Source organism: Novosphingobium sp. BL-A-41-Hi4B-X5A, assembly GCF_055521705.1.
Genome location: NZ_JBVFVT010000002.1, coordinates 36453 through 49663, shown reverse-complemented (window position 1 = coordinate 49663; position 13211 = coordinate 36453). Strand labels below are relative to the sequence as shown.

General features: G+C 66.2%; 12 protein-coding genes. 6 read left to right on the top strand and 6 right to left on the bottom strand.

Going from position 1 to position 13211, the window contains the following annotated elements; all coding sequences use genetic code 11:
• Positions 1 to 15: 15 nt before the first annotated feature.
• Positions 16 to 927, bottom strand: coding sequence for a PRC-barrel domain-containing protein (locus tag ACZ1JY_RS16105; RefSeq protein WP_465131290.1), 912 nt, complete (start codon positions 925 to 927; stop codon positions 16 to 18).
• A gap of 245 nt (positions 928 to 1172) precedes the next feature.
• Positions 1173 to 2435, bottom strand: a complete 1263-nt coding sequence (locus tag ACZ1JY_RS16100; protein WP_465131289.1) for a S8 family serine peptidase — start codon at positions 2433 to 2435, stop codon at positions 1173 to 1175.
• 86 nt (positions 2436 to 2521) lie between these two features.
• Here ACZ1JY_RS16100 and ACZ1JY_RS16095 point away from each other — a divergent pair, with 86 nt between their 5' ends.
• The 3 genes from ACZ1JY_RS16095 to ACZ1JY_RS16085 all read left to right on the top strand — a co-directional run bounded on the left by ACZ1JY_RS16095 (position 2522) and on the right by ACZ1JY_RS16085 (position 4790).
• Positions 2522 to 3010 carry an RNA polymerase sigma factor gene (locus ACZ1JY_RS16095; protein WP_465131553.1) on the top strand — a complete coding sequence of 163 codons (489 nt, stop codon included), beginning with the start codon at positions 2522 to 2524 and terminating at the stop codon, positions 3008 to 3010.
• A complete protein-coding gene (locus ACZ1JY_RS16090) occupies positions 3007 to 3732 on the top strand; it encodes a hypothetical protein (RefSeq protein WP_465131288.1) in 726 nt (241 codons plus the stop codon). Before ACZ1JY_RS16095 ends, ACZ1JY_RS16090 begins: the two co-directional genes overlap by 4 nt.
• Before the next feature lie 101 nt (positions 3733 to 3833).
• Entirely contained in the window at positions 3834 to 4790 is a 957-nt protein-coding gene (locus ACZ1JY_RS16085; protein ID WP_465131287.1) for a hypothetical protein, read from the top strand.
• Between the two features lie 479 nt (positions 4791 to 5269).
• Here the strand turns inward: ACZ1JY_RS16085 and ACZ1JY_RS16080 are convergent, their stop codons facing one another.
• The 4 genes from ACZ1JY_RS16080 to ACZ1JY_RS16065 all read right to left on the bottom strand — a co-directional run bounded on the left by ACZ1JY_RS16080 (position 5270) and on the right by ACZ1JY_RS16065 (position 10198).
• Positions 5270 to 6460: a replication initiator protein A gene (locus ACZ1JY_RS16080; RefSeq protein ID WP_465131552.1), complete on the bottom strand. Its 1191-nt coding sequence runs from the start codon at positions 6458 to 6460 to the stop codon at positions 5270 to 5272.
• A gap of 457 nt (positions 6461 to 6917) precedes the next feature.
• Positions 6918 to 8009 (bottom strand): ParB/RepB/Spo0J family partition protein, encoded by a 1092-nt coding sequence (locus tag ACZ1JY_RS16075; RefSeq protein ID WP_465131286.1) that lies wholly within the window; start codon positions 8007 to 8009, stop codon positions 6918 to 6920.
• An 83-nt stretch (positions 8010 to 8092) separates the two neighbouring features.
• Positions 8093 to 9295 carry an AAA family ATPase gene (locus ACZ1JY_RS16070; protein ID WP_039335745.1) on the bottom strand — a complete coding sequence of 401 codons (1203 nt, stop codon included), beginning with the start codon at positions 9293 to 9295 and terminating at the stop codon, positions 8093 to 8095.
• Between the two features lie 96 nt (positions 9296 to 9391).
• Positions 9392 to 10198 carry an SDR family oxidoreductase gene (locus tag ACZ1JY_RS16065; protein ID WP_168904781.1) on the bottom strand — a complete coding sequence of 269 codons (807 nt, stop codon included), beginning with the start codon at positions 10196 to 10198 and terminating at the stop codon, positions 9392 to 9394.
• A gap of 139 nt (positions 10199 to 10337) precedes the next feature.
• Here ACZ1JY_RS16065 and ACZ1JY_RS16060 point away from each other — a divergent pair, with 139 nt between their 5' ends.
• The 3 genes from ACZ1JY_RS16060 (at position 10338) to ACZ1JY_RS16050 (ending at position 13207) form a co-directional block, all read left to right on the top strand.
• Complete coding sequence (locus ACZ1JY_RS16060) at positions 10338 to 11099, top strand: SDR family NAD(P)-dependent oxidoreductase (protein WP_465131285.1); 762 nt, start codon at positions 10338 to 10340, stop codon at positions 11097 to 11099.
• Positions 11100 to 11109: 10 nt separating this feature from the next.
• Complete coding sequence (locus ACZ1JY_RS16055; protein ID WP_465131284.1) at positions 11110 to 11637, top strand: VOC family protein; 528 nt, start codon at positions 11110 to 11112, stop codon at positions 11635 to 11637.
• 160 nt (positions 11638 to 11797) lie between these two features.
• Positions 11798 to 13207 (top strand): aromatic ring-hydroxylating oxygenase subunit alpha, encoded by a 1410-nt coding sequence (locus ACZ1JY_RS16050; RefSeq protein ID WP_465131283.1) that lies wholly within the window; start codon positions 11798 to 11800, stop codon positions 13205 to 13207.
• Positions 13208 to 13211: the final 4 nt, after the last annotated feature.

Genomic DNA, 13211 nt, shown 5'->3' with positions numbered 1-13211 from the left:
TTGCCTGCCTTTACATCAATCCTCCGCGGCGGCGTCCTGCTGCTGGGCCACGCGCTTGATCTGGCCCTCGCCCATGGCCGAGACGACGGCGTTCCCGCTGCCGCTGAAGTTGGCGGCGGGCAGCATCGCCTTTTCGCCATCGACCTTGACCAGCAGCGACTGCACCCGCCCGCGGCTGTCGGCGATCACCTCGCGGATCTTGCCGATCTTTTCGCCATCGGGGCCAAGCACGCTCATGCCCTTGCTGAGCGAGAACGCGCCTTGCGCCGAAGAGGCCGCGCTGCCGGCCAGCGCCAGCGATCCCGCACCGCCCGAAAGCGCACCATTGGCCGCGCCACTTGCCGAACCGCTCGCCATGCCGGCGGCAGAGCCCGCGGCGCTGCGCCCCGTCGTCGCCAGCGCTCCGGCCGTGCTGCGGGTGCCGTCAACCGCCCCGCGCGCCGTGCTGCGGGCCGCCCCCGCCACGTCGCCAGCGGTCGAACGCACGGCATCGGTGCCGATCAGTTGCGCATTCGCCCCGCCCGAAGCCCCGCCCGTTGCCGAGCCGGAAGCGCGGGTGCCGGTCATTCCGGCCGGGCTGCCAAGCGTCTGGCCAAGGCTGCCGGTCAGCGAACCGTCGGCGCTGCCCTGCGCGCCAACCTTGCCGCTCTTGCGGTCGACCGACTTGCTGGCCGAAGCCCGGCCCGTGGCATCGGCCGATCCGCGCGTGGTGCTGCGGACAGTGCTGCGCGTCGTGCTGTCGACGCTGTCCATGGTCCGGCCAATGGTGCTGCCGCCGATTGAACCACCACCGATCGAGCCGCCAAGCGTGCCGCCCAGCGATCCACCCAATCCACCGCCGATGCCCCCGCCCCCAAGGATCTGGGCCTGTGCGGCAGGAGCCAGCGCGATCAGCATGGCGGTCGAAGCGATCAGGAACTTGCGCATCGTGATTTCCTTTCCTCAATCTCTGCAGGGCCGCCTCTCGCACGGCCCTTCACGAGGAAAACGGATGGGCTCGCCGCTTTAATTCACGCCCCCCGCATTTTTTCGGAAATCACCCGGATTGCGAACGCCAGCGCCAACCGCCCACCCCGCTGCGACTGATCTCGCCTTCGGCTCGCCAAGTCTCGCTCCCCTCCCGCAGGCGGGAGGGTTTGGGGGTGGGCATTCAGCGCCCGTCCCTCGTCACCCTACCGCGCAGGCCGGCATATCGTGCACAGCAGCCCGCGCCCATAAGTGCCATCCGGCCCGCGCGCGCCCAGATCGATCGCCTCGGCATCGAGCTTCGGCCCCATGCCTGCGCCCCATTTCAGCGCCACGCGCGATGCCACCAGCGGCGTTGCAAACGATGTGCCGCGCACTTTCACCCGCCGGCCCGCCGCATTGGTCGCCGCGATGTCGGCCCCCGGCGCGGCATAGTCGAGGTGCAGCGCCCGCCCCGCCTCGATCAGCGCGCGGTTGCGCCCGTCCACCGCGGTCACGGCGATCACGCCGGGGTAGGACGCAGGATACGCAGGCGGCGCAGCCGGGCCATCGTTGCCCACCGCGGCCACGATCACCGCGCCCCTGCCCTGCGCTGCCGCCACCGCCCGCGCCAGCAGCGGGTTGGCAGGCCCGACGAGGCTGACGGAGACCACCTTCACCCCCTTGCCGACCAGCCAGTCGAGCGCCCGGGCCACGGCCAGCGCGTTGCCGCCCGCAGGATCGCTGCCATAGACATCGGCCACCAGCACGCGCTGCACCCCGGCGAACTGCAGCAGCGAGGTCACCGCGCTGCCATGATCGCTGGCCTTGGGCGCACCACGCGCAAAGCCGCGCATTTCGGCAGGCTTCAGCACCGGCGTCGCGCCCCCGTCGATCACGCCAACAGGCGTGGCAATCGGCGGCATGGCCCTTGTTACGCCCCCCGCCGCGTCCCCTGCCCTGCCCGACGCAGTGCCGCCCGGAAAGTGCAGCGTATCGGCGGATATCGTCGCCCCCGGCAGCGCCTGCGCCAGCACGCCCTGCGCGCGTGCCAGCCCCATGCCCGAAGGCACCGCCAGCCGCACCACTTCAACCCCAAGATCGTCCAGCCGCTCGCGCGAAAGCACGACAAAGCCTGCGCGTTGTGCCGTGGCAATGGCATCTGCACCGCCGTCCAGCAGCAGCAGTTCCCCCCGCCGGGCCAGATCGCCCGCCGCGTCCTTCTCGATCAGCTTGCGGTTGGCGCGCGCCAGCCTGTCGAGCCGGTCCAGCCGAGCCTCGGCCAAGCCCCGCACAGTCCGGGTGACGCTGCCCACGGTCTGGCCGACTGTCTGGCCCCCCAGATCGCCAACCATATCGCCCAGCGAGCCGCCAATTCCGCCCAGCGTGCGCCCCGCCGCCCCCTGCCCCATGTCGGGAAGCGCCAATTGCGCGCCCAGCGGCGTCGCCACGGCACCCAGTGCGATCAGGGAAAGGGTCAGGCGTTTCATGTTCATGGAATTATTGCCATATTATCGCTGTCACACGGATTAAACGAACGACGCCACCCGTTCTATCCATCAGAAAGGTAACGACACTGGCCGATCCCTTCGCCGATGGCATCCTTGCACTGCTTCCGCGTCTGCGGCGCTTTGCCGCCGGGCTGTCGCGCGATACGGGCGAGGCCGACGATCTTTGCCAGATGACCATCGAACGCGCCCTGCGCTCGCGCAGCAGGTGGCAGCAGGGCACGCGGCTCGACAGCTGGATGTACAGGATGATGCGCAATATCTGGATCGACGAAATCCGCGCCCGCACGCGCCGCAGCGAAACCTTCGTCGTCGAGGACGCGGGCCTTGGCGTCGGCGCCTCGGGCGGGCAGGAAGCCCGCGTTGAACTGGGCGACATGGATCGCGCGCTTGCCCGCCTGCCCGATGAACAGCGCGAGGCGGTGCTGCTGGTGATGGTCGAAGGCTGGTCCTACAAGGAAGCGGCGGAAATCGTCGGCTGCCCGGTCGGCACGCTCAATTCGCGCCTGGTGCGCGGGCGCGATGCCCTGATGGCCCTGCTGGGAGAAGCGGCATGAACCCCACCCCCGAAGAAATCGCCGCCTTTGCCGATGGCCAGCTTGAAGGAGCCGATCACGCCCGCGTGGCCGCAGCCATCGCCGCTGACCCGGCGCTGGAACGGCAAGTTTCCGCGCACCGCGCTCTCGCCCAGCGCCTTGGCGCCCATTTCGCGCCCATTGCCGCAGAACCGGTGCCAGATCACCTCGCCGCGCTGCTGAAGGCCCCGCAGGACACCGTCGTCAACCTTGCCGAGGCCCGCGCCCGCCGCAAGGGCCCGCCGCGCTGGGCATGGCTCGCCGGCCCCGCCCTCGCCGCCTCGCTGGTCCTTGCCCTCACCCTGCGTCCGCCTGGCGATGCAGACCGGGCAGGCTATGCCGACGCCCAGCTCGCCAGCGCGCTCGATAGCCAGCTCGTCGGCCGCCAGAGTGCCGATGCCCCGGTGCGCGTCCTGCTCAGCTTCCGCGATGCAGGCGGCGCCTATTGCCGGGCCTTCGAACGCGCCGCCGGCGCCGCCATCGCCTGCCGCGATGCGCAAGGCTGGCAATTGCGCAACCGCAGCCCAGTCACGGGCTCCGCCAGCGGCTCCGGCACCGACTCCGGCGCGCCCTCCGGGCAGTACCGTCAGGCCAGCAGCGCGGGCGAGGTCCTCGCCGCCGCGCAGGCCATGGCGAACGGCCCCGCGTTGAGCGCCGAAGAGGAGCTGGCGGCGCAGCGCAACGGGTGGCGCGTCAGGCCCTGATTTGCCGGCAAATGCGGTCATCATGATAGGATACCAAAGTCCAGGTTTGGTATCCCTTTCGTTGACGCGTGCGATCTGCCGCGCTAACCCTTGCCCCTGCCGTGGCATACGATCCCTCCCGCCTCACCCTCGCCTTCCGCCGCGGACAGCTTGACGCGCTGGTCCGCACGCACCTCGGCCCGGCAGGGCTTTACACCCCGGAAATGCAGCAATCGCTGGCGCTTCGGCAGCTCTCGCAAGCCTGGGCAGCCTATCGCGAAGATCGCGGCATCACGCTTGGCGCCCGGCTCGTCGGCGCGGAATGTGCGGCAGAGCGCGATGCTTTCCTCGGCCTTGTCGCGCGCACCCTCCCCTCTCCCGCCTCGCCGCTGGCAGAGGCCGTGCGCACCGTCCGGCGCATCGCCGTCGCCCCCTTGGCTGCAGAGGCCCGCCAGGCCGCCACGATCGAGGCACAGAGCCTCCCTCAGCTCGAAGCGGTCATCGCCACACTCGCAAGCGATCGCCTCCCCACAGACCCACTGGAGCGTCTCCTCGCGTTGATCGAGCACCACCGCTACTCGCTGGACGCGGGCGAAGACGCGCTCGGCGCCACCGCGCTCAGCCCGTGCTGGGCGATCAACCTCCTCGCCCTGACCCGTCCCGAAGCCCTCGCGCTCTGCGCTCCGTCAATTCCCCTGCCTGCCCTGGCCCGCCGCCGCCTGTTCCGGGCCGATCTCTCCGCGGCCAAGCGGCGCGATGCCGCCAGCGACGGCCTGCTCAAGGCCATGCTCGAGGCCGCCCGCGATCTTGACCGCATCTGGCAGGCCACGCGCCGTTTTGCGGGCCTGTTCCCGCAGCTGCGCTCGCATTCCCGGCTCGGTAGTGCCTGGGCATTGCTCGTCAGTCTGGGCGAGCTGACTCCGGCCCAGCTCGGCCGGGCCCTCGGCATGACCAAGGCCGGCGCGGGCAAGCTGTTGCGTCAGCTCGAAAGCGGCGGCCTCGCTCGCTCCAACGGGATGTTCGAGCCCTACGCCTGCACCCCGATCGCCGCCGCCCCCTTCGCTGCCGATCTCTACTAAGGCCAGCGCCTCAGGACCCCATCCCTCTATCTTCCAAACAAAGCGAAGCTTCCCCAAGGGTTAGAGGCTTTTAGATAGGGTTAGACAGGTTAAGCGCCCCGCGCCCTGCCCCGACTCGCCATTTCGCCGCGATTCGCGCCCTCTCCCGCGTTCCCGGAGTGTCGGCGAACTGTTCCCGATGGATCGGCGCTGCGTTCCTGATGGATCGAAAGGGCGTTCCCGATAGGTCGAAAGTCCGGACAGACGCGTTCCCGATGGATCGATGGACCGGATCAGGGGTGCGGTGGGGTGGTGGGATTGAATCACTTTCCAACAGAACTCCAACAAGGAGGTTCAAATTCAGTGGATAAGCGACCTTGCGCAAAATCCGCGAGAAACACCCTGCTACCATGCCCGACACTTCGGGAACGGACGCACCTGACGAACACGACATTTTCGGAACGGCATGCGCGGTGACCGGCGTGGTCACAGGCGGGCCATCAGCGGCGCAGGGTGTGGCCGTGCTTCTCGTGGTGGCGCTTGACGAAGCCGATGAAGGCCTTCTGCCAGTTGGCCGGAAGCCGCGCGGCGTCGGCATTGACCCAGCCTTCGAACTCGGCGTGGAGCGCGTGAAGGTCCCAGCCCGGGCAGGTCTCGCGCAAGTGGGCGATGGTCTCGTCCGTCATGAACCCGCGATTGGCGTTGTCGCTCAGGCCCTTCACGGCCTTGCGGATCAGGGACGAGGCATCGAAGGTTTCGGTCGGAGAAGAATGTTTCCCCGGGGAAACACCCGAGGGCGAGCTACCGCCGACAGGTGCGGGTTCTGCGGACTTGCTGCTGGTGGACGGTGCCGAAGCGCGCTCTGCCTCGGGCTGTCGTACCACGCCGCCAGTCCCCTGCCCCACCTCGCCCGCGCCGTCCTTGCCATCGATCCGGCGCATGCGCAGCATCGGCTCGCCGCCCTTGGCGGTCTCGACGCTGAGGCCATAGCCCGGCAGCGCGTCCTTCTCGGCCAGCTTGAGGATCTCGAACTTGAAGCGGCGGTATTCGCCCTCGGCGCCGGACTTCTCGAACAGGGTCGGCATGGAGATGGCAAAGCCCTCCTCCCCTGCCCCGCCCGCGTGCTTGCGCGCCACCTTGTAGAGCCAGCGCTCGCGCCCGCCGGTGATGTCGAAATAGGCGCGGTCGATGGACAGCACGCCGCCCTTCATCATCACGCCTTCCCAGAACCAGTTGGACAGCTCGATCGTCATGCCGCGCGAGCGTTCGGTCTTTTCATCGACCAGCTGCGTCCAGCCATCGAGCCAGGAGAAGGTCGCCTCGCGTCTGTTTTCGGCACGGATATTGGTCTTGATCGTGGTCGCCACCAGACGGTCAAGCGCTTGCCCCAGCAGTTCGTAGGCGCGCCCGGTCGTCGGCCTGCCGATGGCGCGGAGCAGATCATAGGGCATCAGGTTCAACTTGCGCGGCACATCGTTCACGCCGCGCCGCGCCATGTCGGCCAGAACGCTGGCGCAATAGATCAGGATGTCGGCGTCCCAGATCGTCGCCATGCCATAGTCGGGGCTGGCCGAGACGTGGACCCATAGCTTGCCATCGGGGGAGGTGTAGTCGATCGGCTTGACGCGCTTCGATTTGGCAAGGCTGAAGAACGGCCGCTCCATCATCTCGCGCTGATCACGCATCGGCATGTCCGCCACATAGGGCAGGAACAGGTCGAACTGGTCGCCCGAAGGTGTGGCCCGGGTGGGCTTGGCGCGGTTCAAGGGGAGGGGGCTTTCGCGGGTGTTTCCCCGGGGAAACATTTTTGGTGTGTGGGATCTATCGGTGCGTGCTTGAGATGTTTCCCCGGGGAAACACCGTGAACGCAAGGTCGCGTCGGGCATCCTTCAACCAGTTCAGGATGAGCGGTGAGGGGGGGTGGTGAGGGTGTGGGAACAGCCCGTTCCCGCAGCCACCACCTTGAATTCCGCGCAGCCTGCGGCTGACGAAGGACCCTCTGCAAAAAATGTTCAGCTGCGCTGAACTCGGCTCCGCCTCGTTTCCCCGGGGAAACATTGGTCCGGATCGAGAGGGAAGGCGCGTGTGCGAAAAGTGTTTCCCCGGGGAAACACTTTCCTGACGCCGCTGTCCTCCCCCCGTTTTCCATCAGAGCAGGATGCTCCGCCCCTCGTCCTCGAGCTGTTCGAGCGCGTCGCGCGCCAGTTCGAGGAGGGCGTCGAGGTGCATGCCCGATCCGGCGTGGAAGCGCAGGGTCACGCCCTGGCGGTTGATCGAACGTACCGTGATGGCGGGCCTGCCGCCCCGGCCTTCGAGCACGATCTCGCGCGGGGGGCCATCGGCCTTGACGGTGCCTGCGGCCATCAGGCGGGCGACGACATCATTGGCGGCAATCGCCGGATCGCCAGCCTTGCGCCGCTCTTCCTGCAGGCGGGCAAGGACCTTGGCCTCGCGCAGGATCGCCGGCGCCAGCTCGCGATTGTCGAGCAGCTGGGCAAGGGGGTACGCGGGCTTCAGCTGCACATCGGCCGGGCTGGCAAAGGCGGCGACCACGGCGTCAGGCAGCGAGGCGACCTTGAGCATCTTCGACAGCCAACCCTTTGACAGGTTGAGCCGATCGGCCATGCGCGTCAGGTGCGCGCCGTAATGATCGTAAAGCGCCTGCGCATAGTTGCGTGCGCGTTCGAGGTCCGAAACGTCCTTGCGGGCGCGGTTTTCCAGGTCGGCAAGGCGGAAGGCGGCTTCGTCATCAAGCTGGGCGACTTGCGCCACGAACTGCATCTCGGGATACGAGTGCGAACGCAGCCACGAGATCGACCAGTGCCGCCGGGTGCCGGCGATGACTTCGTAGTCATGGTCCGGATCGCCATCGATGCGGCGGACCACGGCAGGGACCTTCTGGCCGCCCTCGGCAATGATCGAATCGATCAGCTCGCGGCAGGAATCGACCGAGAGGTGTTCGTAGGAGCGGGCATTGCCCTTCCACACCCGCACCCGCGCCGGATCGAGCAGGAGTTGCGTGACCTGGCGGACTTCGCCGCTCGCCACACGCGCCAGCGCGCTTTCGCGGCCGAGCAAGGTGGTGCCGCGCAGACGTTCATTTCGAGCCGGGGCAGGGGAGGGGGCTGCCGATTCGGCCACTACCTCTGAAGCCACAGTTTCGGCAGTTTCCGATTTTGTTTCAAGCACTTCCTCGTCAGCCAGTAGGCTTGCGAGATAGTCCGACTGCTTACGCGCCATAAGTCACCTCGTTGCGAAAGGCGCGGAACATAAAGTGAACGACAGCTTGTAGGAAAGGTGTTTCCAACTTGGGTCCAAGACGGTCAGGCATGGATCACGTCCTCCTCTCGGGCCGGAGCGACGCGGCCCCAGCCGGCGCGGACGAGCTGTTCGATCTGGCCCATCGCTTCATCGAGATTGGCGCGGCAGCGCTTGTGGGTGCGCGGCGTGCCGATCGGCTTTTCCAGCTCATAGACCGTCATCATGCGCAGCGCCGCGTGGCTGATCTCGGCGCTTTCGAGGATGGGCACGGGCAGCAGGGCGGGGCCGAAGGTCTGCTCCATGATGGTGCGGACCATTTCGTGGGAAGGATCGCCGCCATCGAACTTGGAACAGATCAGGCGGACGAAGCTGTAGTCCACGGCGATTCCCGCCTCGATCAGCTGGGCGATGACCTGGTCCATCATCGAGAGGAACTGCACGGTCGAGCAGAAATCGGGCGTGGTCGCGGCCAGCGGCACCAGCAGCGCATTGGCCGCCTGCATCACCGCCAGCGAGATCGTGCCCAGCGCAGGGGGCGGATCGAGGATCACCACGTCATAATCGCGGGCCATGTCCATCAGCCCGGCCTTCAACTTGCGGAAGCGCGCGGCGAGGACCGACTGGCCATCGGAACCGGAGGCGGCAAGCTCGTACTCCACGTCGAACAGTTCGAGGTTCGAGGGGATCAGGTCGACATTGGGCCAAGGCGTGCGCTTGACTGCATAGAGCAGATCGGTCTGCGTCGGGTCGATTGAAAGATAAGGATAAAGCGTTTCGTCGCGGGTGATGTTGAAGTGCGGGTTGAAGCCGAACAGCGTCGTCGTCGTGGCCTGGCTGTCGCAGTCCACCACCAGCACGCGATAGCCCTGCACCGCGAAATAGTGGGCGAGGTGGGTGGTGACGGTCGACTTGCCGACACCGCCCTTGAAGTTCTGCACCGCGATGATCGCCGGCACATCGAGCGGGGCGCGGGCAGGGGAGGCGCCGAGCACTTCGCGCATGTGCATCAGCTCTTCCATCGAATAGCCCAGCCGCCGCCCGTTTTCGCCCGAAGGCGGCGGGGGCAGGCGGCCGTCATCCTCGGCCATGCGGATGCGATTCGTCGAGCAGCCGAGCAGCTGCGCGGCCTCGGCAATGCCGACACGGACGTTGAGTCCCTTGCGGCTGTCTGGCAGGAAAGCCTTGCGGCGCAGGCGCTCGATCATCTTCTCGCCCGCTGAGGCAAGATCGCCGATCTGGCTGACTATTGAATTCTGATCAGACATCGCCCGCCTGTTTGAAGCTGTTTGGGCGATGGGTTAACCGATTTCCTTCAATCGTGCAACGGCCAAGCGAAACATCTCAAGAACGGGCGAGAATGCTCAACCTTCGCCCATGGCCTTGGCGACTGCGGCGTTGATTTCCTCGCGCGTGGGGTTGCGGCGCAAGGTCAGGCCGCCGTTTACCTGCAGGTTTTCCCCGGTCATGAAGCATTCGTCGCTGGCGAGGAACACGGCGGCGGCGGCGACGTCTTCCGAGGTGCCCCAGCGGCCGAGTGGATAGGCATTGCGGAAGCTTTCGAACAGGCCGGGGACCTGTTTTGCCTCGGCATTCATCGGCGTATCGGTGAGGCCCGGCGAGATCGAGTTGGCGCGGATGCCTTCCGCCCCGAATTCGTGGGCGATGCAGCGCACGATATGATCGGTGCCGGCCTTGGTGCCCATGTAGATGGCGTGATCGTTGAGCATGATCGTGGCCGTGGCCGAGCTGATCGTCATCAGCGAGCCGCCGCGCCCGCCCATGGAACGGGCCATCTTGCGGATCATCGCCTGGAAGAACTGGTGCGGGCCAACCAGCTGCAGCGCGCTCATCGCGTCAAGTTCGGCGCGGGTGACTTCAAGGAAGGGCTTGAGCAGGCCCCAGCCGGTGGAATTGATTGCGATGTCGATGCCGCCGAGCTTTTCCGAAGCCGTATCGGCAAGGGCGTTGACGCTGGCCTCGTCGGTGATGTCGCACGGCGCCCATGCGCAGCCGGTCTGCGCGGCGAAGTCAGCCAGCACGGCCTCCTTGCGGCCCGAAACCAGCACATGCGCGCCTTCGTCAAGCAGGCGCCGGGCGATGACCTGCCCCATGTTGCCTTCGCTGCTGGCGCCCAGCACCACGGCGGTCTTGCCTTCGAGACGCTTCATTCCACTGCTCCCAATTGCTTTGGCGACTGGCTACCACCGCAAGGCGCGCGGCATTTCCTGTTCAAAAGGGGAGTGGCTTGGCATTGCCGCGGCCTTCAAGAACGCTGCAACGGATTCTGCGGGATAGAGGAGCGACAACATGGATCTCGGACTCAAGGGCAAGAAGGTGATCCTGACCGGCGGCAGCCGCGGCATCGGGCGGGCGACTGCGGAACTGCTCGCCGCCGAAGGTGCGGACATCGCGTTCTGCTCGCGCAATCCCGAACAGGTTGCCGAAGCGGCGGAAAGCCTTGGCAAGCATGGTGGCAAGGTCTTCGGTTCGGCCTTCGACATGGATCAGGGTCACGATGCCTATCGCGCCTGGCTGACCGATGCCGCTGAAAAGCTGGGCGGTTGCGACATCTTCATCCCGATGATCTCGACTTCGGGTTCGGGCCAGACCGGCGATTGGCAGAAGGGCTTGGATCACGACATCATGGGTTCGGTGATCGGCGTGGAAGTGCTGGAGCCTTATCTTGAAAAGTCGTCTGCGCCTTCGGTGGTGATCCTGTCGTCGACCGCAGGGCTCGAAACCTTCATCGTGCCGCAGGGCTACAATGCGCTGAAGGGCGCGCTGATCGTCTATGCGGGGCAGCTTTCGCAGGCTCTCGGCCCCAAGGGCATTCGCGTCAACACCGTCTCGCCCGGCCCGATCAAGTTCACCGGCGGCAGCTGGGACGTGATCGAAGGTGCCGCACCCGAGCTGTACAAGTCGGTCGAAGCCGGCTTCGCGCTGGGCCGTTTCGGCGGGCCGGAAGAAGTGGCCAAGGCGGTGGTGTTCCTTGCCAGCCCGGCATCGTCCTATACGACCGGAACCAATCTGGTTGTCGATGGCGGCTTTACCAAGCGCGTTCAATTCTGAGGAACCTGCCATGAGCATCGGGGCCAAGGGGATCCAGCATATCGGGGTCTCGGTCCCCGATCTCGACAAGGCGCGTGAATTCTACCTCGGCCTGCTGGGCGCTGTCGAGGTGGGTCCGCCACTGGAATGGCGGGACAATCCCTTCATCGACGAGGTGATCGGGCTGAAGGGCAGCGCGGCGCGGCAGTTCATGTGCCGGCTGGGCAATGCCCATATCGAGGTGTTCGAGTACACAGCGCCTCCGCCCGAGCGGCAGGACCCGGATCGCGGGGTTAACCACCATGGTTACACGCACTTCGCGGTGCAGGTGGAGGATATCCAGGCGTGCTACCAGCGCCTGCTCGACGCCGGCATCCGCGTCCATGCGCCGCCCTCGATGGCGGGCGTGACCGTGGACGAGCAGGGGCGCAAGAGCGGTTATGCCGCGACCTATTGCCGTGATTTCTTCGGCAACGTGTTCGAGATCATGGAGATCTACGACGACCCGCAGATTCGCCCGGTGTGGCGCGAAGGCGTGGGCGTGATTGTGCCGGACTGAAAACCGGCAAGTCTGCATGTTTAGCTTCGTTTCCCCGGGGAAACATGCGCGAACTAGCCAAAAGCGCAGGGGTTCGGGGCGCTTTTTCTTGACCTTGGTCAAACCCGCCGGGCCGCTGTCGTGACATCGTTCTCTCACCCAAAGAGGAGAGAGGAACACGATGGCCGACCGCGATCCCGGCGCCTTCGACCGCGCACGATGCCCCGGCACCAGCTGGGAAGATATTCTGGCTGCCGACGAAGTGCAGCCGCCTGCCTTCATGGCCGAGGACCGTTCGCAATATCTCGGCTCTGCGCCGATCGATGCTGCGCGTTACCACAGCCCGGAATTCTTCCGCGCCGAGTGCGAGAAGATGTGGCCGGCGGTGTGGCAGTTTGCCGCGCGCGAGGAGGACCTGCCCGAGCCCGGCGACTATGTGACCTATGACAATGCCGGGCGTTCCTACCTGATCGTGCGGCAGGACGATGGCAGCGTGAAGGCGTTTCACAACGTCTGCCTGCATCGCGGCCGCAAGCTCAAGACCGACAGCGGCAGTGCCGAGCAGTTCCTCTGCCCGTTCCACGGCTTCTCGTGGAACCCTGACGGGTCCTTGCGCAACATTCCCTGCCGCTGGGACTTTGCCCACCTGACCGACGCGAAGATGCAGTTGCCCGAGGCGAGCCTGGCGCAGTGGGGCGGCTACATCTTCGTGCGTGACAATGCCGAAGGGCCGACGATCGAGGAATATCTCGCCCCGCTGCCCGAGTTCTTCAAGCGCTGGAAACACGAGGAGTGCGTGACGGTGGCCTGGGTGGCCAAGGTCATCCCCGCCAACTGGAAGATTGCGATGGAGGCTTTCATGGAAAGCTACCACGCCTATGTCACGCACCCGCAGCTGATGCCGTTCACCGGCGACGCCAATGCCGCCTATCATGTGCTGGGTGACCACGTGAACGTGAACTACACCCCGTTCGGCGTGGTCAGCCCGCATATCGAGGCACAGGCGCAGGCCGAACACTGGCCGCAGCAGCGCATCATCGACGAATTCCGCAAGTACAATGGCCGCAGCGCCGATAACTACGATGCGGACAAGGACAATTATGCGATCACGGTGCCGGAAGGGCGCAGCGCCCGCGCCGCGCTGGGCGCGAAGATGCGCGAGGTTTCGGAAAAGCAGTTCGGCGGGGACTATTCGGGCGTTTCCGAAAGCGAGCTGCTGGATGCGCTGGTCTACAACGTGTTCCCCAACTTCGCGCCGTGGGGCGGGTTCATGCCGAACATCGTCTATCGCTGGCGCCCCTGGCCCGATCAGGACAAGTGCCTGATGGAAGTGCGCGTGATTGCGCGGGTGCCGGAAGGTCAAGAACGGCCGGCGGGCGTGCCGATGCACATGCTGGGTGACGACCAGATCTGGGCCGATGCGCCGGAACTCGGCGTGCTGGGCGCGGTGCTCGATCAGGACAGCGAGAACATGGCGCTGTGCCACGAAGGGCTGAAGGTTTCGAAGAGCCAGGCCGTCGAACTCGCCGACTATCAGGAAGTGCGCATCCGCCACATCCACCAGACGCTCGACACTTACCTGAACGCTTGAGCGA